Raw genomic sequence first — 21,651 nt, forward strand, 5'->3', positions numbered from 1 at the left:
CCCCTACGCCCACGACAACTTATCTAGTTTGCCAACAAGAGAGTAAACTGCGAACAAGTCCTGTCCATCCGCGATCAGAACAATCTTTTGAGCAACCCATGTCCGAATTGCCCCATCCCCTATTTGCCGACCTGAAACTCAGCGAACCGCTGCTGCGCGTACTGAACGAACTCGGTTACGAAGCGCCATCGCCCATCCAGGCGGCCACCATTCCTATTTTGCTCAACAACCGCGATGTGCTTGGTCAGGCACAGACCGGTACCGGCAAGACAGCGGCATTCGCATTGCCCATCCTGGCGCGCATTGACATCCGGCAATCCGCGCCGCAAGCCCTGGTATTGGCGCCCACACGTGAGCTGGCAATCCAAGTTGCGGAAGCCTTTCAACGCTATGCCAGTCACATTCCCGGCTTTCATGTGCTGCCGATTTACGGCGGCCAGAGCTATGGCCCGCAGCTGAGCGCCCTGCGGCGTGGCGTGCATGTTGTCGTTGGTACACCCGGACGTGTCATCGATCACCTGGAAAAAAACTCGCTCGACCTTTCGCAGATCAAGACACTGGTGCTGGATGAAGCCGATGAAATGCTGCGCATGGGTTTTATCGATGACGTCGAGACCATTTTGCAGAAGACCCCGGCGGGGCGCCAGACAGCGCTGTTCTCAGCGACCATGCCGTCGGCGATCAAACGCATCGCCCAGACTTACCTGCGCGATCCGGCGGAGGTCACCGTCGCAGCCAAGACCGGCACAGCGGACAACATACGCCAGCGCTACTGGCTGGTCAGCGGCATGCATAAGCTGGATGCATTGACACGCATCCTGGAAGCCGAGAGCTTTGATGGCATGATCATCTTCGCGCGCACCAAGCTGGCTACCGAAGAGCTGGCGAGCAAGTTGCAGGCGCGTGGATTTTCTGCAGCGGCAATTAACGGCGATATCGTGCAGCAACAGCGCGAGCGCACCATCCAGCAGCTCAAGGACGGCAAAATCGATATCCTGGTTGCCACCGATGTCGCTGCGCGTGGCCTCGATGTCGAGCGCATCAGCCATGTGATCAATTACGACGTGCCGCATGACCCGGAAAGTTACACGCATCGCATTGGCCGTACCGGACGCGCCGGGCGCAGCGGCGAAGCAATCCTGTTTATCGCTCCACGCGAACGCAATCTGCTGAAGACCATTGAGCGCGCAACCCGTCAGCCGATATCCATGCTTGAATTACCAAGCATTCAAGAGGTCAATGATGTGCGCATCGCCCGCTTCAAGGACCAGATCAGCGACACGCTCGCAGCCGGTGGCCTCGAAATTTTCCAGTCGCTGATTGAAGATTACGAACGCGAAAAGAATGTCCCGGCTGTTGAAATCGCCGCCGCGCTCGCAAAACTGGCACGGGGCGACGTGCCCCTGCTGTTAGACAAGAACAAGCGCGAGCCGCTACCCGAGCGCTCATGGTCAGACGATCGCTCAGCCCGTCCTGGAAAGTTCGAAAGCAGTACACGTAGCGAACGGCCGGACCGATTTGAACGCAAGGACCGCCCTGACCGCGCGGCGTTTGCCAGCAAGGCGCGCGTCGACCGCCAGCCGGATGCGGGCATGCAAAGCTTCCGTATCGAAGTGGGCCATGCCCATGGCGTCAAACCCGGCAACATCGTTGGCGCAATTGCCAATGAAGCGGGAATCGACGCCAAGCTCATCGGCCGCATCGAAATCTACGACGATCACAGTACGCTGGATCTGCCGGAAGACATGCCTCCCGAACTGCTGAACCATCTCAAAACCGTCTGGGTCGCCGGCCAGCAGCTACGCATCAGCCGTGACGGTGAGCCGGCGGCTATGTCAACTGCATCCGCTCCCCCGGGACGCGCGCAGGAAAAACCATCAGCCGCGCATAGCGACGCACGTGCCGAAAAGCCGCCACGCAAGGAGCGGCCCGCACGTGAAGAACCCGTAGAGCACGACGCGCCGCCAAAGAAGGAACGCTCCGGCAAGAAAGGCGAAGTCGGCATGCAGGCTTACCGTATCGAAGTGGGGCATGTTCATGGCGTGAAGCCCGCCAATATTGTTGGCGCGATAGCGAACGAGGCCGGACTTGATGCAAAGTACATTGGCCGCATTGAGATATTCGACAACTACAGTTTGCTGGATCTTCCGGATGGCATGCCGAACGAAATTTTCGAGCAGCTGAAAACGGTGAGCGTGGGCGCACATCCACTGCGCATCAGTCATTCCGGCGTCGCTCCCACTCAGGAAAAAACCAGTGGAAAGAAGATCACCTTGAGTGCGCCAAGAAAAGGCGCCGAACGGCGGGTTGAAGAGAAGAAGTCGGCAGGCAAGCCGCCACGCAAGGCAACTGAAGGATTCGGCAAGCGCAGCACTGGTGGGAAGGCCGGGTCCAAGCCGCAGCGTAAGGGCGGCAAGCCGGCATGATGGTCTTTGCCTGCTGACTTTTGGTTGGCAGGCAGATTAGCTTGCTGATGCATTGGTGAAGTGTTTGCCTGATTCAGGCTGCCAGGCCCATTCTCTGTTGAGAGGTTAGTCGATACTTGACACTCTCAACCCCCATCCCAGCCTTCCCCTCTCAGGGGGAAGGAACCGGTCCTTTCCCGGACAGTAGGAGGACACCGGTCCTGTTTTCAGACGCATCCCATTAGGACTTGGCTGGAAACAAAACACCCATTAACCTGCCCGCCATCGCCTGCAGACTCCTTCCCCCTAGCAGGGGGAAGGCTGGGATGGGGGTTGAGTGCATCAAGTACTTACTGACCTCTCAAATAAATGCTTAGTAAGGCGCGGTACACGCCAAGGCGCGCATACCAGCTCACACGACATTCACTTCCAGGGCGTAATCAAATACTTTTCCCCGGTGCTACGCTTGCCATACGCTGCAATCGCGTCCAGTTGCAGCGCCTCGGCAAGCGATACTTCTTTCGTGTAATGGCTGGCAAAGGTGGTTTTCAGTTCCGCAGCAACGCGTTGTTTGAGCCGCTGCACGACAGCAGGGCCGGCCTTTTGCAGGAACGGAAACAGCAGCCAGCCGCCCATGCCCCAGGTCATGCCAAAGTCGCGAACGATTTCAGTCGGACGCGTGTCGAGGCCGCCGTAGATATAGACCTGCTTGAATGTGGTGGAGCCATAACGGCTGTATTCCTTGGCGTTTCGGTTTGCCGCCGCTTCCATGCCGCTGAGGATTTGTCCTGCCAGCCGGCCGCCACCAATGGCATCGAACGCAATGGTCGCGCCTGTCACCGCCAGCGCATCGGTCAGGTCCTGCATGAAGGTATCGGAACTGGAGTTGCAGACATACTTCGCGCCGATTTTCCGGAGCAGATCTTCCTGCTCCTGCGAACGCACGATATTGACCAGATCGATGCCATCCTTCAGGCAGATCCGGTTCAGCATCTGACCGAGATTGGATGCGGCAGCGGTATGGACCAAGGCCTTGTGCCCTTCCATGCGCATGGTCTCGACCATGCCCAATGCGGTCAATGGGTTGACGAACGAGGAGGCGCCTTCTGCCGCAGTGGTTCCTTCGGGCAGCGGCAAACACTGGTCCACCGGAACGCATCGATATTGCGCGTACATGGCGCCACCGAGGACCGCAACAGTTTTGCCCATCAACTGCCGGGCGGCATCGGAGGTACCGGTGCCGATCACGGTGCCGGCGCCTTCATTCCCGACCGGCATGGACATGCCCAGCCGGGCTGCCATGCTTTTCATGCCCTTTTCGGGGATGCGCGCCGTAACCAGCGGGCCGCTATCCGTGTCCACGACGGTCGCGGTGCTCATGTCGGCAGCGCCGAAGAGCAGACCGATATCGGAAGGATTGATGGGAGAGGCTTCAATACGCACCAGCACTTCGTTCTCGGCCGGCGTCGGCACGGGCACGCTGACTAGCGACAATTCCAGTTCGCCGCTTTGTTTAACAAGTGAACGAAGTTGCAGCCCAGACTTTTCGGTATTCGTGGTATTCAATTGTGATCTCCTCAGTGGCTCAGTAGCTCAATAGCGCGATGGAATGGTAGGTGGCTATACCTTGACATGACCACGCCGATCTTATCACCGAGGGGATTTACAGGTTTGCAAGGCAGTTCGGAGCGATCCATTGACTAAGTTCAATGCATGCCAAGAACTTATTTTTCATCGCGGTCGTCTTAATCCATGGTCATTTTGATTCTTCAAACTTCAACCGCGTAAAGGTCAGACATGAGCATACTGGGCAATATTTTCAACAAGATCTTTCCATCCCGTGCCAAGAGCGACCAGGCAGTCGATGCCACGCAGACAGCGCAAAACACCACGACCGCAGCTACGCCAGCCGCACCTGCAGGGGCGGCACCAGGTGCAACGGGGACTCCGGCAGCAGCGCCAGCGGCAATCGAGCAAGTCGATGTTGAAGCCATTCTGAACCAGAAGGCGCAGCAGAATGGGCAGAAGCTGAACTGGCGTACCTCGATCGTCGATTTGATGAAGCTGCTCGATCTCGACAGCAGCCTGAATGCCCGCAAGGAACTGGCCCAGGAACTGAATTACACCGGTGACATGAACGACTCCGCGTCAATGAACATCTGGTTGCACAAGCAGGTGATGAACAAGCTGGCGGAGAATGGCGGCAAGGTGCCTGCCGACCTGAGGGATTAATTCACAGTACCGGCATTGCCAACGTAATCAGGCTCCTTCGGGAGCCTTATCTTTTTGGAGCCTGATCGGGGCAAGCGTTCAACCCATGCAGTCGATGCAGCCGATTGCGCTATCCCACGTTAAGATGTGTTTCATCTGTCATTACACGCCGACAACCCGGCCCTTGTCTCCCATGGATATCATTTATAGTCCTGACCACCAACTCCACCGCGGCGAGTTCGAGTTTTACCGTGGCGAACTCGTGCCTTGCTTTGAAAAGCCCGAACGTGCTGACTATGTGTTCAATGCCGTCACTGCGCAGGCGGTTGGCACAGTCTGCGATCCCGAACCGTTCCCGCTGACTGCCATCGAACGCGTGCATGCGCCGCGATACCTGCGCTTCCTTGAGCGCGCATGGGATAGCTGGACGGCGCTGGGCAACACACGGGATGCGATTCCCGCCGTGTGGCCGATCCGCGGATTCCGGCATGATGTCGAGCCGGATAATTTCATCGCCCAGCTTGGCATGTATTCGTTCGACAGCGGCACGCCGTTCACAGCGGGAACATGGCGCGCCGCGCGGCTGGGTGCGGACATTGCACTGACCGCACAACGGCGCATCGCACAGGGCGCTCGCGCAGCATTTGCCTTGTCGCGTCCGCCGGGTCATCATGCGGGCCCGGATTTCCTTGGCGGATACTGCTTCATCAACAATGCCGCTGTTGCCGCGCAGGCTTTCATCGACAGTGGCGCGTCGCGCGTCGCCATCCTCGACGTCGACTACCACCACGGTAACGGTACGCAATCTATTTTTTACGAGCGCGCCGATGTGCTGTTCCAATCCATTCATGGCGACCCAAAAACGGAATACCCGTTCTACCTTGGTCACGCGGATGAAATCGGTGCGGGCGACGGCGCAGGCTTCAATCAGAACTATCCGCTTGCTGCGGGCAGCACTAATGGACAATGGTTTGACGCACTCGACGCCGCCTGCAAACGTATTGCATCGTTTGCACCGGATGCGCTGGTGGTGTCATTAGGTGTTGATACCTACGTTGGTGATCCGATTTCAAAATTCAAGCTGGATGCGCCAGAGTATCTGCGCATGGGTAGCCAACTCGCCGGGCTTGGACTGCCGACGCTGTTTGTCATGGAAGGCGGCTATGCGGTGCAAGAGATCGGTGAGAATGTCGCGCATGTGCTGCGCGGATTCAGGGAGCTTGCTGGTTGAGTGCGGTGCGGGGCAACAGACACTCCAGAGCCCCGGCACCTGAGATCTGAATGTCGTCGCCAAGAGTGCGGACGCTTCAGCAGGGAGGAGATTTTGTCATGATCGGACTCTTGAGCCGCTGCTTCGCATCAGGAACAAGAGCGCGCACATGTGTTGCGCGCTCCGCCTCTCTTTTTATTCTCCGCCGTACGCATACGTAAACTTGTTTCCGACAATGCGCCCCATCACGCGCGAGCGCTGATCAAGGCCGACGTGGTCTTTCGGATTCATGGAAATCACGCCCTGCGGCACCATCAGGTTCTTGGTGCCTTCGATAGCCGTGCGCAACGCGACCCGAAACTCCCGCGTGCCCGGCTTGGCAGTTTTAAGCGCCTGCGGCACCGCATTCGCAATCAACAGGTAAGCACCCCAGGCATCTGCGGAAAATTGCGTCATCGTGTCCGGGCCATATGCAGCTTCATAGCGTTGCAGGAAGTCCATTGCGGTTTTCTTGATGGGGTTGGTGTTGGGCAGAGTCTTCGCGACCACGCCGGGTCCGGACGGGAAGAACGTCCCTTCGACATCTTTTCCGCCAACGCGCAGGAAGTCGAGCGTACCGATACCATGCGTCTGGTAGATGCGGCCCTTGTAGCCGCGCTCGACCAGGGTTTTTTGCGGCAATACCGCCGGCGTCGCCGAACCGGCTACCAGGATGGCATCGGGCTGCGTGGACATCAGTTTCAGAATCTGTCCCGTTACGCTGGTGTCGGTGCGCGCATAGCGCTCGCTCGCAACGACCTTGAGCTTGCGTAGTTCCGCCAGCTTGGAAAACTCGCGCCACCACCCTTCGCCATAGGCATCCGCAAAGCCGATGAAGCCAACGGTCTTCACACCATTGTCCGACATGTGCTGGGTGATGATGGTCGCCATGTGCGAATCGTTCTGCGGGATCTTGAATGCCCAGGCGCGCTTGGCATCCATCGGTTCGACGATCGCCGACGAGGCGGCCAGCGCAATCATGGGTGTTTCGGACTCGGCTGCAATATCCAGCATCGCCAGCGCATTCGGTGTGGTGACCGGTCCCACCACCGCGTCGACTCTTTCCTCAGCGGTCAGCTTGCGCATGTTGCGGGTCGCGTTGGTCACATCCGAACCGTCGTCGAGAATGATGTATTCGGCCTTCTGCCCGGCAATCTCTTTCGGCCAGAGCAGCATTGCATTCTTGGTCGGGATGCCGATTGCAGCCGCCGGCCCGGTGGAGGAAATGGTGACGCCGATCTTAATCTGCGAGAACGCCGGCACGGCCAGCATGACAAGGGAGGCACCAACAAGGGCGGGTAAACGACGCAGGTGGAAGGACATGGGCTTTCCTTGGTGGAGAAAGCTGAAATTATAGAACGGGAAGGGCGGGCGCTTCCTGCGCAGAACAGGAGATCGTCTCCGGGCAGCTACCGGGCAATGAATGGCAGAGAAGCGACATCATCATGGCGTTGCCGATGTGATTGCCGTAGGGGGAATGGTGAAGGGCGAGATGATTGCCGACTAACTCAAATGCCCAGTCATTGTCCGGTTGGGAAGAGAGACCTCGCAGCGGCAGGCAGCAATGCGCATTGTCGAACCGAAGATAGCGTGAAGACCATTGAGCCGATGGCAGCCCTTGGCCTTCACGTTATGCTTTGATGCTTTCTAAACTTATCTTGGCCGGCTGTTCATGATGGCGATCATCGCGTTCATCATGTCACGACAGGCGATGTAGTTCATTTCGCTCACGCAGGCATACCATTCACCACTGAATCCGAGCGAGACAGGATAAAGTGATACATGTGCTGGAATATAGGTCTGCATGGCCTGTCTTACCCGGGCCGGTTCGGACAGCAGCATCTGACGATAGGACGCTTCGTCCATCTGCATCATGGTGACCAGTGGCTGCGGGTCCACGTACGGCAGGTCGCTCACTTGCAATGTCACTTGCGGACGGAACGAAGCAGGCGGTATTGGTCCGATCAGGCCAGGTTGCGGGCTGTTATACAAGTTCCAGGTACGCGCCGGCATGACCGTGGTTTCCGATCCACCTTGTCCTGGCGGTGCGCTGAAGGCGACGATACGCGCGACCATGATGCCGTTTGGCATGGTCGTGGTATCGACGTCCAGCCAGGCAAAGGTTTTGTCAGCCGAGACGTTGAACCGTGCAATCACCGGCGTATAGCTGGAGGGCGGCAGTAGCTCGACGTTTTCAATGCCGGTACCGCGTACTTCGAGCCGGAAACTGCCCCTGACTGCGGCATTGTCCGCTGGTGCATTGACCAGTGCAGCAGTAAACGATGCCTGACCGGGCGAAGGGGCAGGTGTTGGCGTCGGAGATGGTGTAGGAGCGGGCGCTGGAGCAGGCAGGGGTGGCGACCCCGAGGGATCCAGCGGTTGTGAACCTGCGGTCACCGGAATCCGGCTGATCGCTGCTTCAATGCCCTGCGGCGTTACCGCTGCGGCGATCTCCATGGTGCGCTGTATCGACAACTCGGGCGTGTTGTAGTTCAGCCCTTGCTGAACCGCAAAATAATGGCCTACCGTATATTTGTTGTTCAGCAGAGCAGGCACCCAACCCCAGGTCGGATCATTCTGGAAGCTATGTGCGGAGTCGAGCATGCTGCGAATCAGCGTGCCCCTGCTGGCGGCGCCACTCGTAATGCGCCCGGCCCAGAATTGCACGTCTTCTTCGGGGGGCGCTGTGTCACCGCTGCGCCCCAGCACATTCTTGTAAATGATCCGGACAAATTCCGCTGGTGTCATGTTGACCGCATAACCGGTCAGTGACGGGTATTGGATGGCGGCGTTGTAAAAATCTTCTGAAATCTGGTCGATGCTTTGGCCTGCTCTATGGCGGTCTATCCAGAACCCAAGGCCATCGGCTTCCGGGATCCGGTTAAAGAATGCGACATAGAGCTCGATCAGTGTCTTGAGCGCGTTGGCATCGATGCCCTGTGCCTGCGCAGCCGTCGCCGTATTCACGGTGACATCGGTAAATTGCAGCCGCTGTGCGTCTGCATTGAGATTGGTAGTGCCATCCGCTCCCGCATTGTCGATCACTGCGTACCCGCTTGCACTCTTGACGATGGTGTAGTTGGCGCGTTCGCCAGAAAATACTGCCTTGTTTCCGAGGACGGTTGCTGCTGCCAGCTTCGTACCGGACGTGATCGCCGATGCTGTTTCGCCACTTCCGCCACAGGCTATAAGCAGCACGCATGCCGATGTAACGGCATACCTCTGTAAGACCGATTTCATCTGTCACCCCAACGTGTTTTTACTGATGACGCTGACCGCGTCAAGGTTCATGACCCATCATGGGCATTGATTTAAGAGCCGGCGCCAAAGGACACGGTTCCCGGCGAGGGCACGGCGGATTTGATTTCTGTTAATGATGATGCGAAGACAGCTGCGGGTGCGACAAGACGGAAGGGAGAGATCACCTCATCTTTTGAAACGATAAAAAACCGCCGGCGTAATGCCGGCGGTCGGAGCCCTATATGGAGGAGGCTGGGAGGAGGCTGCAGAATGACGCTGCCACGTCCACCATCAGCACGGGTTTACTTGCTGGTGCTGCCCGTCGTGCCTGTACTACTTGAAGGACTAGTCGTGCTCGAAGGGCTCGAGCTTGACGGTGTCGTGCTGCCAGAGCTGCTGCTACCCGACGAATCGGTGGCGCTGGAGCCGGTGGACGAGCCGGTGGTCGAGCTTCCGGAACCCGATGTGCCTGATGTACCCGACGTGCTGCTATCGGTACCGGTTGTGCCCGATCCGGACGAACCCGTCGAGCCGTAGCTTGGCATTGGCGGAACGCTCAAACCGGAACTTGAGCCAGAGCCAGAGCTGCTGGTATCGCTGGAGCTACCCGACCCGCTCGAACCGGAAGTGCCGGACGTCCCCGATGTTCCGGATGTACCTGTCGTTCCGGAAGTGCCTGATGTATCCGAGGTGCCGGACGAACTTGAGCTGCTTGGCGTCGTCGTCGAGGTCGTCGTGCTGGGACTGGAGCTGGAACTGCTGCTCGGACTGGTGGTGCTCGTACCTGACGAGCCGCTGCTGCTGGTATCGGAAGAACCGGATGAACCCGAGGTACTGCTCTTCGGCGTGTCCACGGTTGTCGTCGTGGTTGTCACCGGGGCCGATGTTCCGCTGCCCGATGCGCCGCTGCTGGAGGTTCCCGCACCTGACGAAGTGGTGTCAGCCTTGGAAGGATCAGGGGTGACGGTGGTCGTGGTGGTGGTTTGTCCGAAGGCCATGGTCGCTGTGCCGATCAGCGAAATAAAAATGGCAATAGGTAACTTCTTCATGCTCGCTCCTTTTTATAAACAATGAATTCTTCAGAACTGCCGAAGGCAAGCCGGCTAAGACAGGATCGGAATAATCAGCGCTCCGATACAAGTCATGGCAGGTTCTTTGTTTAGACCTTATTTGGTTGACAGGTTCGCATCATTGTTGGTGCGTCGCGGAAAAGTAGATGGTCTTGCCAAAATACATGACCAGTACATCGCTAGTGATATGTTCGACGGAGCAACAGCGTAGGTGCAATGAAGAAACGCGCGATGCCGATCTGTTGCCGCGTGATCATCATCAGCTCGGTCAGTCTTCGCGTTCGCGGCTTTGCTGCTTGAGTTGAGTGTATTTGGCCGACGAGCCGTATGAGGCCTCCACAGTGTATTTTTCCGCGTTTTTGCGGATCTTGTCTTCGGCGGCCTGCAACAGGTCGATCCCGCTTTCACTGGTAATCAGCAAGAGGTAGAGCAGCACATCCGCGCATTCGTCGCGCAGCTGATCATGAAAATGCGGGTCGGATGTGAGTCGCCTGAGATCGTCATCCGATTTCCACTGGGTTAGTTCCAGCAGTTCGGACGCTTCCAGATTAAGGGAAATGATCAGGTCCTTCAGCGTGTGGAATTGTCGCCAGTTGCGTTCATCACGAAAGCGGTTGAGTTGTTGGTGGATTGCGTCGAGGTCGGCCATGTTATCTGTCCTTTGGTTATCGTTGCTGCAAGTGTGCCTTGCTTCGGATTGTGCTGCCAGTGGCAACGAGCGATAAAAAGCAGCAGGCAGCGATCCAAAGCAACATCGCGCCGGACGCGATAGCATTGTCGGATGGAGAATACTCAATACACAGCGACTGCCGGTAGCGGCGTTATCGTCATTGGCGCAGGTATCGTCGGCCTATGCACTGCTTATGCCTTACGCAAAACGGGAATGACGGTTACCGTCATCGATCCTGAAGAGCCCGGCACGCAATGCTCATACGGCAATGCCGGTGCCATCTCTTTCGGCTCGGTAGCGCCGCTGGCCATGCCCGGGGTGATCAAGAATGCCGCCGCCATGCTGCTCGATGCCGATAGCCCTCTGCATGTTCCTTTTCGCTATTGGATGCACGCGGCACCATGGCTGAGCCGTTTCATTGCCTCGGCGACGCCGCAGCGGGTCGAGCAGATCGCCTCGGCATTACAGCAATTGTTTGCCGGGGCATTGGACAACCACCGTGCGCTTGCACAGGAAATCGGCTGTCCGCAACGCGTTGTGCAAACCGGACAACTGCACCTGTATCGGGATGCGAGCGCGCTGGCAAAGGACACCGGTTCATGGCAATTGCGAGAGCGCCACGGCGTACGTACCGAACGCCTGGACGCCGATGGCATTCGAGCGCTGGAACCAGCGGTCAGCCCAGCGTATCGCACTGCCGTCTTCATGCCTGATCAGGGCGCGGTGACCGAACCATTCCTGTATGCGAAAACGATCGCTGATGCATTCCGCGAGTGCGGTGGCGTCATTATTCGCGACCGCGTCTTGGGGCTGGCAAGAGCGACGGATCAATCAGCGGGCTGGCGGGTACAGGGAGTGCAACAGACGTATCAGACGCAACATGTCGTGGTGGCCGCAGGTGCCTGGTCGGCGGCGTTGCTACGCCCGCTAGGCTGGCGTGTGCCACTCGAAAGCCAGCGCGGGTATCATTTACACGTCACGGAGCCGCACGTGTCGATCTCACGTCCCCTGGTGCTCGCGGACCGCAAGGTATTCGTGGTGCCGATGGAAACCGGACTGCGCATTTCCGGCACCGTCGAGTTTGGCGGCCTCAAAATGCGGCCGACCTGGCGACGCGCGGATCTCCTCGGCGTCGCGGCGAAGGAAGGCCTGCCGGCGTTGCGGCTGGATCCACAGGCATCGCGGTGGATGGGGCATCGGCCCTGCCTGCCAGATTCCTTGCCGGTGCTCGGACCAGTGCCTCGCAGTCCGGGGCTGTGGTGCGCATTCGGACACGGACATCTTGGTGTGACAGGTTCAGTGAATACTGCGCAATGGATCGCATCGGCGATAACAGGAGCAATGGATATGGCGAAGTTCGAGGCGTTCAGTATCGCGAGGTTTTGATTTGCCGGAGCGATGGGAAAAACGACCGGGGCCAACACTCACAGGCATCGCTCTGACAGTAAAAGCAGGACGTTAATATGTGCAGACGTAGCCTGCTGTGCAGATCAGGCTGGCTGCGGCGCCCAGCCGAATAATTCCTTGAACGCCTTCCGGTATTGCGATGCACCCAGGCGCATGCTGTTGTTATGCGTACCGCCTTCCACCAGTAACAGGCGCTTCTTGCCCGGCGCCGCCTCATACAATTTTTCACTGAAGCGTGACGGCACGTAACGGTCGTCGGAACCATGGACGATCAGGACCGGAAGATCAACCCGGGATATCTTGTTCACCGAATCGAATTTTTGCGATAACAGCAATTGCAAGGGTAGCCACGGATAGGTCAGCGAGCGCGCGATGTCGACCAGCGACGTAAATGATGATTCAACAATCAGGCCATGCGCGGCAGGCAGTGAAGAAACGCCTGTCTTCTTGCTATGTTTGCCATGCAGACTGGCTGCGAGATCGATAGCCACTGCACCACCGAGCGAATGGCCATAGATGAAACGCTTTTCCGGGTCCGGTTGCAAGTCGGTCAGGTGCTGCCATGCGACTTGCGCATCTTCATACACCGTTTTCTCGGAAGGCAGGTCGCCATCGCTTTTGCCGAAGCCGCGATAGTCGATGGCGAGCACGGAAAAGCCGAACGCATGCAGTTGCTCTATGCGAAACAACTGGCCGGTGAGGTTCCAGCGTGCGCCATGCAGATATAGCACCGCGGGCGCTTTCGGATTGGATGACGGCCACCACCAGGTGTTGACATGCTGCGTCTTGCCATCGACCTGCACCGGAAGTTTCTCTTCGATGATGTCTTCGGGCATGCCGCTATACCAGCTCGCCGTGCCGGGTTCGACACGGAACGTGAGTTCACGCTCCTTTTGCGCAAGCTGACCGCAGCCGGCAGCGGCGAGAACCGAAACGATACTGGAGACTGCCGCAATGGAAACGCCGCGGCGGCGAAGGAATTGTATAAAGGCGGAAGAGAGAAACTTGAAAGCCATGAGCGGAATGAAGGGTAATAATTGTGGCGCGGGTAAAAATCATAGCTTGGGCAAACAACAGCTTGGGCATGGAACGGCTTGAACGCCATATCCGAATGGTACGTCGTACCAGCTGGAAACAATATGCCAGGATAAGACTTTTCTTTTGGCAAAACGTTCGCCCCGGACAGTATGTAAAGCCATCCGGTGCAAAAGCAAGCTTGCATCTGTAGCGCTTGTAATAAGCCTGTCAATCGTGCTGGTGATCGCTTGCTTGATCATGCGGGTGCTTGTGGATCGGATCGACCCAGTGCACTTCTTGCGGAGTCTCGACCGCGGCAATATCCAGATTGATGACCACTGCTTCATTGTCGCTGCGGACCAATACGCATTCCAGCGGCTCAGCCTCGCTTGCATTGATTTCCTGATGCGGCACATAAGGCGGAACGTAGATGAAATCACCCGGACCGGCTTCTGCGGTGAATTCCAATGCGTTGCCCCAGCGCATGCGCGCGCGGCCACGCACCACATAGATCACGCTTTCGAGTGCACCGTGATGATGCGCGCCGGTTTTGGCGTTTGGATGGATGGTAACCGTCCCTGCCCACAGTTTTTGCGCGCCGACACGCGCATAGTTGATCGCGGCGGCGCGGTTCATGCCGGGCGTCTGCGGCGTGTTGGTATCGAGGTTGTCGCCTTTGACCACCCGCACGCCGTTGTCGCGCCAATCCGGCTGGCTTGTCGTTTCGCTCATGGCATCCTCCATTGGGAATCCACATGATACGACGGTGCCCTGCATCCTGCAGGACTGTTTCCTGCGACCTTGCAACGGTGGATGGACTTGCCGCTATAGGCGGCGCTCAGTCAGTCATAAATGGGACCTACCAGTTTGTATTTGTCTTGCATCGCGCATTCCTCCGTGTCTCCAGCGTTGTTATTCGTCGTCGACTCACTGCCTGTCGGCGCATGTCATGGCGAGCATGTAGATTAAGTCCGATGACGCAATGAACGTGTCGCGGCGGATTGGCCGTGGAAGCCAAACAGCTGACCCTGAGAGTCAGGGGCGTGAATACAGAGGCAAAAGATTTTCCATGCATAAACAAGCTTGCGCCGCCTCATGAGGATGGTGGTTTTTCAATAGAATGAAATCAGACCAATGACATGAAAGGACTCCGTCATGCGCTACGAACTGTATTACTGGCCGGGTATTCAGGGACGCGGAGAGTTTGTACGGCTGGCGCTCGAAGAGGCCGGTGCGGATTATGTCGACGTCGCACGCGGATCCGAACGTCGCGGCCTTGGCATGGCAGCGATGATGGAACTGATGGAAAGCCCCGAGGTGGCGCGGCTGCCTTTTGCTCCGCCGTTTCTGAAGGCCGGCAAACAGCTGATCGGCCAGACTGCCAACATCCTGCTTTTTCTCGGACCGAGGCTAGGACTGGTGCCCAGGGGAGAGGCCGCGAGACTATGGGTGCATCAATTGCAACTGACGATTGCCGACTTCATCACTGAAGCGCACGACACGCACCATCCGATCGGCAGCGGCTTGTATTACGAGGAGCAGAAACCCGAAGCGCGCCGGCGGGCCGGCGACTTCCTGGAAACGCGGGTGCCGAAGTTCTTTGATTATTTTGAAAGCATCCTGCAACGCAATCCAGAAAGCGATGAATGGCTGGTCGGCGATGCACCGAGCTATGCGGATCTGTCGCTATTCCAGGTGATTGCCGGCATGCGCTACGCTTTTCCAAAGGCGATGAAACGGCTGGAGCCTGACTATCCGCTGCTGGTCGCGCTGCACGACCGGGTCGCCGCACGCAGACGGATCAAGGCTTACCTCAAGTCGAAGCGACGGATACCGTTTAATAACGACGGGATCTTTCGCGCGTATAAGGAACTGGATCGTTAGGCTTCATAACTAAGCGGCACGGGTAAAATAGCAGGTAATGACCACATCCAGCCTTCCTCGTCGCCATACCCGGCGCCTGCTGTTTCAACCCATCCACCCCGCCGTATGACCGGCCCCGCGTTGATTCAGCAATTTGCCTCCTGTACGCCGGGTGAAACCACGGTGCTGGCGCTACTCGCCCTGCACGGCGAACCGCTGGGCCGGCTGCGCCTCCTCGAATGCCTGCGCATGCTCGGCATTACCGATAGCGATGGCAATCCTTATCTTGCTGCCAGCGTCGCTGACCTGCTTGCCGACCTCCATGACAAGGGACTTGTCAATGAAGCGCCTGCCAACGCTGTCACCTGCGTGGAGGCGATAGTCCGGCCGGTGATCCTGCAGGCACTGGAAAGCAGTGGTCCGGCATTCGGCGCGCTGTGCCGCGCCGTCGAAGCGGCGACGCCAGTGGGCCGCACTTATGACGGTTATTTATTCCTGCGGACCTATAAGCAGGCGCTGGCACGGCTGCGCATGGCATTGCTGCAAGCACAGGGGCCGGACAAGATCGCACTGTGGATGGACACGTGCGCGCGGTTCCCGGAATTCCGGCAGCGCCATCCTTATGTCGAGTTGCTCGGCCAACCCTTCGATGCCGCTCTGCTCAAGCATCTGCATCCGGCATTGCAGGAAGAAGCGATGGTTGCCCTGCTGGCGCATACGCAAAATGCACCGGAAGCCGCCGCGCCCTTGCGCACCTGGACTGAGCAGCGGCGGGTGCAGGGTGCCTGGAATGAAGATGCATTGTCGCTGGCCTATGCCGAGCATCTGCTGCTCTGTGGTCGCCTGCAGCAGGCGCAATCCATTATCGGTGATTGTCACGCGCCCACCGCCGGCTTTACCCGCGCGGCTATCTTGCTGCTGCGTGGCGAACACACAGCAGCGCTGCAGGGGTTCGATGCGGCGCTCAAGTTCCTGCGCAAGGAAAGCGGCAAACGGAATGTATTTGTCGATGGACCGAGCGGCGCCTTCTTTGTGCTGGCGATGTTGCGATCGAAGGACACCAAACACAAGAAGCTCGCGGAATCGTTTTTGACGCTTGCGCAGCGCACGCCGCAAGGCAGTTCGCGTATTTTCCATGCCTTGCAGGGCATGCAGGACACCTGGGCCGGGACACAGAAATCCGACGTGCTGCAGGCATACGAGCGGTCGATGACCGACGACATGCTGCCCGCGCTATTTGATGCACTGGCAAGTTACTGGCTTGGACAGCCGCTGCCGAATACGGGCAATGCAAAGCTGGAAAAGATATACGCCCGTGCCCAACAGCATGGCTTCGATTGGATTGCCGCACAGGCCGCCTCGCTGCTTGCGCGACTGGGCGAAGACGGTTATGGGGAACGAGCTTTGCTCTTGCGCCGCGAGCAAGGTGTCGATGATCTGTGTGACTGGTTCGAACATCAGGAACCGTGGGAGCGGCAGCTATCGGCGCTGATGGATCTGCGGCGCGAGCAACGTCCGGCAACAAAGCCCGAAGCGCCCGGCAGGCTGGTATGGATGATTGCTTACGATGCTCGCAGCCAGGCGGTGGAAATCGAACCGAGGGAACAGCGGCGCGATTCCGGCGGCGACTGGGGGAAAGGCCGACCCGTCGCGCTCAAGCGCCTGCGTGAAGACAGCGATGCGCTGGACTTCCTGGTACCGCAGGATCGGGCGGTGCTGGCGGCGATCGGCGTCAGTCCTTCTTTCTATCGCGGCCCCAGTTATGACCTTGATAATGACAGGGCACTGCTTGCGCTGATCGGCCACCCACTGGTGTTCTGGCAAGACGCGCCCGAACAGAAGGTTGAACTGCTGTCCGGAAAAATCGAACTGATCGTGACTGAACAGGACGGCAAGCTGCGGCTTGCATTACAACCGCCGGTGGATAGTACGTCGCGCCGTGAAGTGCTCATCGTTGAAGAGGGCACATCGCGCCTGCGCATCGTCGAGATCAAGGATGAGCATCGCCGGATCGCTGCGATCATTGACAATGAACTGGTCGTGCCCTCGCACGCCAAGGCCAGGTTGTTGCAGGCGGTGAATGCGGTATCGACCCTGGTGCCGGTCCAGTCCGACATCGATATTGCGGGCAGCAACAGCGCGGTCACGGAGACCGAGAGCGTGGAGAGCGATACGCGCTTGCATGTGCATCTGCTGCCGTATGGCGAAGGCCTGAAGATGCAATTGCTGCTCAAGCCCTTTGGCGACGATGGGCCATCGTACACACCCGGCAAGGGCAGCGAAAATGTGATCGCCGAGGTGGACGGTCGTCGCCTGCAGGCAAAGCGTGCGCTGGCGGAAGAGCGGATGGCTGCCGCCAGCCTGCTCGACGCCTGCACCGCACTGGCCGATGCGGTCGACACGCATGGCGACTGGTATCTTGCCGATCCGCAGTCCTGCCTTGAACTGTTGATGCAGTTGCGTGGCTGTCCTGGTATCGTGCTCGCCTGGCCGCAAGGCGAACGTTTCAGCATCGTTGCCGAAGCGGGACCGCAACAATTACAGATATCCATTAAAAGCGATCGCGATTGGTTCGAAGCGAATGGCGCATTGCGGATCGACGACAAGACCGTACTCGAACTGCGCCGCCTGCTGTTCGATGTGCAGCAAGGTCAGGGACGCTTCATTGCGCTTGACGGTAAGCGTTTTGTTGCACTGACTGAAGAGTTCCATCGGCGCATTGCCGAACTCGCTCATGTCAGCGATCTGGAAGGTTCGGACGGTGACGCCGTGCATGTACATCCGCTCGCTGCCGGTGCGCTGGAAGAACTGGCGTCGGAGACAACCGGGTTTTCAGGCGATCAGCGATGGCAGCAGCATGTCGCGCGCCTGCATGAGCTTGATGCCTATGCGCCCGCAGTGCCGAGTACCTTGCAGGCGGAATTGCGCGATTATCAATTGGCTGGTTTTCAGTGGCTGGCCAAGCTTGCGCACTGGGGCGTGGGCGCCTGTCTTGCCGACGACATGGGACTCGGCAAGACCGTGCAAACCCTGGCCTTGTTGCTATTGCGTGCGCCGCAAGGGCCTGCACTTGTTGTCGCACCGACTTCAGTATGTCCAAACTGGATGAGTGAGATTGCCCGGTTTGCGCCTACGCTCAATCCTGTCCTGTTCGGTAGCGCAGATCGGGCACGCAAGCTGGACGATCTGCAAGCCTTTGATGTCGTCGTTGTCAGTTATGGCTTGCTGCAACAGGCAGCCGAACCGTTTGCTGCCATGCATTGGCACACCATCGTACTGGACGAGGCGCAAGCCATCAAGAACGCGCAGACCAAGCGCAGCCAGACCGTCATGGCGTTACAGGGCGGTTTCCGCATGGCGCTCAGCGGCACGCCGATTGAAAACCATCTGGGCGAATTATGGAGCCTGTTTCGCTTCATCAATCCTGGCTTGCTTGGTACGGCGGAGCAATTCAATGAACGTTTCGCGCTGCCCATCGAGCGGCACAAGAACGTCCGCGTGCGCACGCGTCTGCGCCGCCTGATTCATCCCTTCATCCTGCGCCGGACCAAGGCGCAGGTATTGGCTGAGCTGCCCTCCCGCACCGAGATGCTGCGGCATGTCGACCTCACCAGGGAAGAAACCGCACTCTATGAAGCGCTAAGGCGTATTGCGCTGGAACGGCTCGAAAAAGTGGATATGCCGGCCACACAAAAGGCCTTGCAGATCGTGACCGAACTGATGAAGCTGCGGCGCGCGTGCTGCAATCCGAATCTGGTTGCGCCTGAACTTGGATTGGCGAGCAGCAAGCTGGCGGTGTTCGGCGAACTGCTGGACGAATTGCTGGAGAACCGGCACAAGGCCCTGGTGTTCAGTCAGTTTGTCGATCATCTGAGCCTGATACGCGGCTGGCTGGACCAGCGTGGCGTGCGCTACCAGTACCTCGATGGATCAACACCGATGCAGGAACGGCAACGGCGGGTCGAGGCTTTTCAGGCAGGCGATGGCGATGTATTCCTGATCAGCCTGAAGGCGGGTGGTACCGGGCTGAATCTGACGGCAGCCGATTATGTGATTCATATGGATCCATGGTGGAACCCTGCGGTCGAGGACCAGGCATCGGACCGTGCGCACCGGATCGGCCAGCAGCGTCCGGTGACGATCTACCGGCTCATCGCTCGGCATACGATAGAAGAGGGGATCGTCGAACTGCATAAGCGCAAGCGGGAGTTGGCCGAGAGCTTGCTGGATGGCGGTGAGGCTGCAGCCGGATTGTCGTCGGAAGAGATGCTGGCGTTGTTGCGGCTGGAGTTGGGGAGGTTTGCCGGGTAGCCGGGAATTGCCGGCTACCGCTACTCCTCAAACCTCCACGACGAGCCGGGCATCGAACGCCTTGTTCTCCCAATCCACCTCGTCCACACTCTTTGCTGCCCGCCGGTTCAACGCATATCCGCGTGGATTCGCCACTACCCTCGTCCCGTTCAGCACGTAATCGAAACTGTCATGCACATGCCCGTGTATCCACAGCGCTGCCTTGCCCATCAACGCACTCAGGTCGCTAACAAAGGCCGCATTGAGCGGCGACCCGGCAAAGCGCGGATGAACCGAACTGGGATGTGGGCCATGATGCGTCACCACAATGGTCTTGCCGTCGAACGCTTCATCAAGCTTCTGCGCAAGCCAGTCACGCGAGCTCTGATGCATGCGCAATGCATGTGCCGCGCTGAACAAGCCGTCGTCGGTCATGATCCGTTTATGGTCGTACAGGATTTTCTCCGACTCGGCCATCGCGTCTTCCTGCGTCAACTCGCTGAATTGGTAATCGGTCCACAGGCAGCAACCCAGAAAACGGACATCGCCGACACGCCACTCCTCATTTTCCAGATAGCGGATATGACTGTTGGCGGTGGACTGCCGCAGCTTTGCAATCAGTCCGGAATAGTGTTCGTGGTAAGCCTCGTGATTACCGTTGACATAGACGACCGGCACAGGCCAGTCGGCAAAAGTCTCAAGCGCCCCGGCGCCATGATGGATATCGCCGGCAATTACCAGCACATCAGCGTCCGTCGGTTCAATCACCCGATAGCCGGGAAACTGTTGTTGCAGGATATCGAGATGCAAGTCGGAAGCAATCTGAATTTTCATGGGGAGCAGTATCCGCAATAAACATGCAATAAACGTGAGCCTGTTACTTTACCGTACCAGCTTCAACATGTCCTTGAAGCGCGGATGGGACGCTGTGCGCATCCATTCGAACAACACCATTTCCGTCGTCACCAGTTCAGTACCGGCAGCCTTCGCGCGTTCGAGCGCCATCTGTTTGTTGAAGGGAACGCGTGAGCCAATTGCATCGGCAACCAGGCGCACCGCGCGTCCATGCCGGCGTAAACCGAGTACCGTTTGCAGGACGCAGACATGCGCTTCGCAGCCGGCAACGATCAGGTCGCCGCGTGTTTCATGCAGCTGTTCCAGGAAGCCGGGCTCGGCACAGGCATCGAAGTCCATCTTGCCGATGACGATATCGCAAAGCGCATGCACGTCTGCAACGTTGGGTCCAAGACCTGCCGGATTCTGCGCCGTGCCCACAATCGGAATGTCCAGCAGCTTTGCGACCTGGGCCAGCCGCAACGTATTGGCCACGACCTGTGCGCCCTCGTGGATCGCGGGCATCAGTCGCTCCTGCAAATCAACAATGATAAGAGTTGCGCGGCTTGCATCGCATGGGTTGATCATTTTTTCACCTGCTGGATGAGTTTCTTCACATAGGCCGTAAACAAGGTGCGGCCATCCTGTCCGAACATGCGGATGCGGCCGGTATGGGTCAGCAGAAGCAAGCCGACACAATGGCCGAACAAGGCAGTGGTTTCCTGCGCCGCGACTTTCCTGCTGCATCCAAGGGTAATCAATCCCTCTTCGACCCCGGACAGTGCTTCACGCAGACGCGCATTCAGGCGCTCGTTCAGTTCCGGTGTCAGGCCCAGCGGCTGCATGCCCTGGAACAGGTAAAAGCCGAGGTCCAGTTCGCGCGGGTAGAGCAGGTAAAAATCGAAAAAAGCGAGCGCATGATGTTCGATCCGTTGCGCGGTATTCGCCTTCGCCGGCAGGCCTGCGTTGACGGCATCATTCAAGCGATCCAGCGACTGTGACAGCAGGTCGCCGTAGATTTCTTCCTTGCTCGCGTAATGATTGTAAAGCGCGCTGGCGGTATAACCCGCTTCGTTGGCAATGGCGCGCATGTTGGCGCCGACCAGACCATCCTTTTCAAATACCCGGCGCGCCGCATCCAGAATCATCTGCCGCTTCATGTCCTTGACCGCACGCAGACGGGTCAACCGTGGCGCTTCGGTATCGGCTTCCACTTCCATGGTGGCGTCTTTCACGGTATTTGCTTGTTTTTTCATCGAGCAAATGTAGCACAGTCGGCATTTAACTTAACATCTTGACTGGAAAATGAACTTAGTTCACATTATCCAAAAATACATCATGCTACAACCGTTGCGTGCGGTCATGACCGTTAAACCCCATTGCAGCGCACAACCA

At 58.1% G+C, this 21,651-nt stretch carries 17 protein-coding genes; 8 read left to right on the forward strand and 9 right to left on the reverse strand.

Annotated features, from left to right (window positions below; translation table 11 throughout):
* Window positions 1–98 precede the first annotated feature (98 nt).
* Entirely contained in the window at window positions 99–2,426 is a 2,328-nt protein-coding gene (locus ACFQUU_RS09585; RefSeq protein WP_382246098.1) for a DEAD/DEAH box helicase, read from the forward strand.
* A 402-nt stretch (window positions 2,427–2,828) separates the two neighbouring features.
* Here ACFQUU_RS09585 and ACFQUU_RS09590 read toward each other — a convergent pair whose 3' ends face one another.
* The gene (locus ACFQUU_RS09590; protein WP_382246101.1) at window positions 2,829–3,971 is read right to left on the reverse strand and encodes a zinc-binding dehydrogenase; all 1,143 of its coding nucleotides are present in this window, start codon (window positions 3,969–3,971) and stop codon (window positions 2,829–2,831) included.
* Window positions 3,972–4,202: 231 nt separating this feature from the next.
* Between ACFQUU_RS09590 and ACFQUU_RS09595 the strand changes: the two genes are divergently transcribed.
* Window positions 4,203–4,637 (forward strand): DUF3597 domain-containing protein, encoded by a 435-nt coding sequence (locus tag ACFQUU_RS09595; protein WP_382246103.1) that lies wholly within the window; start codon window positions 4,203–4,205, stop codon window positions 4,635–4,637.
* Between the two features lie 172 nt (window positions 4,638–4,809).
* A complete protein-coding gene (locus ACFQUU_RS09600; RefSeq protein ID WP_382246106.1) occupies window positions 4,810–5,847 on the forward strand; it encodes a histone deacetylase family protein in 1,038 nt (345 codons plus the stop codon).
* Window positions 5,848–6,021: 174 nt separating this feature from the next.
* On the opposite strand, the gene ACFQUU_RS09605 is transcribed toward ACFQUU_RS09600, so the two are convergent.
* Together ACFQUU_RS09605 and ACFQUU_RS09610 are read right to left on the reverse strand one after the other, a co-directional pair.
* Window positions 6,022–7,188, reverse strand: a complete 1,167-nt coding sequence (locus tag ACFQUU_RS09605; RefSeq protein WP_382246109.1) for an ABC transporter substrate-binding protein — start codon at window positions 7,186–7,188, stop codon at window positions 6,022–6,024.
* Window positions 7,189–7,518: 330 nt separating this feature from the next.
* Entirely contained in the window at window positions 7,519–9,105 is a 1,587-nt protein-coding gene (locus ACFQUU_RS09610; RefSeq protein ID WP_382246111.1) for a DUF4214 domain-containing protein, read from the reverse strand.
* Between the two features lie 270 nt (window positions 9,106–9,375).
* Between ACFQUU_RS09610 and ACFQUU_RS09615 the strand changes: the two genes are divergently transcribed.
* Together ACFQUU_RS09615 and ACFQUU_RS09620 are read left to right on the forward strand one after the other, a co-directional pair.
* Complete coding sequence (locus tag ACFQUU_RS09615) at window positions 9,376–9,642, forward strand: hypothetical protein (RefSeq protein ID WP_382246114.1); 267 nt, start codon at window positions 9,376–9,378, stop codon at window positions 9,640–9,642.
* 90 nt (window positions 9,643–9,732) lie between these two features.
* On the forward strand, window positions 9,733–10,179 hold the full coding sequence (locus ACFQUU_RS09620; protein WP_382246117.1) for a hypothetical protein: 447 nt from the start codon (window positions 9,733–9,735) through the stop codon (window positions 10,177–10,179).
* Window positions 10,180–10,443: 264 nt separating this feature from the next.
* Here the strand turns inward: ACFQUU_RS09620 and ACFQUU_RS09625 are convergent, their stop codons facing one another.
* Window positions 10,444–10,824 (reverse strand): nucleotide pyrophosphohydrolase, encoded by a 381-nt coding sequence (locus ACFQUU_RS09625; RefSeq protein WP_382246120.1) that lies wholly within the window; start codon window positions 10,822–10,824, stop codon window positions 10,444–10,446.
* A 132-nt stretch (window positions 10,825–10,956) separates the two neighbouring features.
* Here ACFQUU_RS09625 and ACFQUU_RS09630 point away from each other — a divergent pair, with 132 nt between their 5' ends.
* Window positions 10,957–12,231, forward strand: coding sequence for an NAD(P)/FAD-dependent oxidoreductase (locus ACFQUU_RS09630; protein ID WP_382246123.1), 1,275 nt, complete (start codon window positions 10,957–10,959; stop codon window positions 12,229–12,231).
* 104 nt (window positions 12,232–12,335) lie between these two features.
* Here the strand turns inward: ACFQUU_RS09630 and ACFQUU_RS09635 are convergent, their stop codons facing one another.
* Together ACFQUU_RS09635 and ACFQUU_RS09640 are read right to left on the reverse strand one after the other, a co-directional pair.
* Entirely contained in the window at window positions 12,336–13,268 is a 933-nt protein-coding gene (locus tag ACFQUU_RS09635) for an alpha/beta hydrolase (RefSeq protein WP_382246126.1), read from the reverse strand.
* 229 nt (window positions 13,269–13,497) lie between these two features.
* A complete protein-coding gene (locus ACFQUU_RS09640) occupies window positions 13,498–14,001 on the reverse strand; it encodes a cupin domain-containing protein (RefSeq protein WP_382246129.1) in 504 nt (167 codons plus the stop codon).
* A 423-nt stretch (window positions 14,002–14,424) separates the two neighbouring features.
* Between ACFQUU_RS09640 and ACFQUU_RS09645 the strand changes: the two genes are divergently transcribed.
* Together ACFQUU_RS09645 and ACFQUU_RS09650 are read left to right on the forward strand one after the other, a co-directional pair.
* Window positions 14,425–15,153, forward strand: a complete 729-nt coding sequence (locus ACFQUU_RS09645) for a glutathione S-transferase (protein WP_382246132.1) — start codon at window positions 14,425–14,427, stop codon at window positions 15,151–15,153.
* Window positions 15,154–15,258: 105 nt separating this feature from the next.
* Window positions 15,259–19,443, forward strand: a complete 4,185-nt coding sequence (locus ACFQUU_RS09650) for an SNF2-related protein (protein ID WP_382246134.1) — start codon at window positions 15,259–15,261, stop codon at window positions 19,441–19,443.
* Window positions 19,444–19,470: 27 nt separating this feature from the next.
* On the opposite strand, the gene ACFQUU_RS09655 is transcribed toward ACFQUU_RS09650, so the two are convergent.
* From ACFQUU_RS09655 to ACFQUU_RS09665, 3 genes are read right to left on the reverse strand one after another with little or no spacing between them, the layout of a single operon-like run.
* Window positions 19,471–20,256, reverse strand: coding sequence for a metallophosphoesterase (locus ACFQUU_RS09655; protein ID WP_382246137.1), 786 nt, complete (start codon window positions 20,254–20,256; stop codon window positions 19,471–19,473).
* Between the two features lie 48 nt (window positions 20,257–20,304).
* Complete coding sequence (locus tag ACFQUU_RS09660; protein WP_382246140.1) at window positions 20,305–20,844, reverse strand: isochorismatase family protein; 540 nt, start codon at window positions 20,842–20,844, stop codon at window positions 20,305–20,307.
* On the reverse strand, window positions 20,841–21,491 hold the full coding sequence (locus tag ACFQUU_RS09665) for a TetR/AcrR family transcriptional regulator (RefSeq protein WP_382246143.1): 651 nt from the start codon (window positions 21,489–21,491) through the stop codon (window positions 20,841–20,843). Before ACFQUU_RS09665 ends, ACFQUU_RS09660 begins: the two co-directional genes overlap by 4 nt.
* Between the last annotated feature and the right edge of the window lie 160 nt (window positions 21,492–21,651).

Source organism: Herbaspirillum sp. GCM10030257, from assembly GCF_042666555.1.
Taxonomy (GTDB): Bacteria; Pseudomonadota; Gammaproteobacteria; order Burkholderiales; family Burkholderiaceae_D; genus Noviherbaspirillum.

Bases quoted from the DNA above. Each gene is read 5' to 3' on its own strand.
- ACFQUU_RS09660 (WP_382246140.1), bottom strand. From the start codon at position 20,844: ATGATCAACCCATGCGATGCAAGCCGCGCAACTCTTATCATTGTTGAT.
- ACFQUU_RS09595 (WP_382246103.1), top strand. From the start codon at position 4,203: ATGAGCATACTGGGCAATATTTTCAACAAGATCTTTCCATCCCGTGCC.
- ACFQUU_RS09605 (WP_382246109.1), bottom strand. From the start codon at position 7,188: ATGTCCTTCCACCTGCGTCGTTTACCCGCCCTTGTTGGTGCCTCCCTT.
- ACFQUU_RS09655 (WP_382246137.1), bottom strand. From the start codon at position 20,256: ATGAAAATTCAGATTGCTTCCGACTTGCATCTCGATATCCTGCAACAA.
- ACFQUU_RS09600 (WP_382246106.1), top strand. From the start codon at position 4,810: ATGGATATCATTTATAGTCCTGACCACCAACTCCACCGCGGCGAGTTC.
- ACFQUU_RS09640 (WP_382246129.1), bottom strand. From the start codon at position 14,001: ATGAGCGAAACGACAAGCCAGCCGGATTGGCGCGACAACGGCGTGCGG.
- ACFQUU_RS09585 (WP_382246098.1), top strand. From the start codon at position 99: ATGTCCGAATTGCCCCATCCCCTATTTGCCGACCTGAAACTCAGCGAA.
- ACFQUU_RS09650 (WP_382246134.1), top strand. From the start codon at position 15,259: ATGACCGGCCCCGCGTTGATTCAGCAATTTGCCTCCTGTACGCCGGGT.
- ACFQUU_RS09610 (WP_382246111.1), bottom strand. From the start codon at position 9,105: ATGAAATCGGTCTTACAGAGGTATGCCGTTACATCGGCATGCGTGCTG.
- ACFQUU_RS09630 (WP_382246123.1), top strand. From the start codon at position 10,957: ATGGAGAATACTCAATACACAGCGACTGCCGGTAGCGGCGTTATCGTC.
- ACFQUU_RS09635 (WP_382246126.1), bottom strand. From the start codon at position 13,268: ATGGCTTTCAAGTTTCTCTCTTCCGCCTTTATACAATTCCTTCGCCGC.
- ACFQUU_RS09615 (WP_382246114.1), top strand. From the start codon at position 9,376: ATGACGCTGCCACGTCCACCATCAGCACGGGTTTACTTGCTGGTGCTG.
- ACFQUU_RS09645 (WP_382246132.1), top strand. From the start codon at position 14,425: ATGCGCTACGAACTGTATTACTGGCCGGGTATTCAGGGACGCGGAGAG.
- ACFQUU_RS09625 (WP_382246120.1), bottom strand. From the start codon at position 10,824: ATGGCCGACCTCGACGCAATCCACCAACAACTCAACCGCTTTCGTGAT.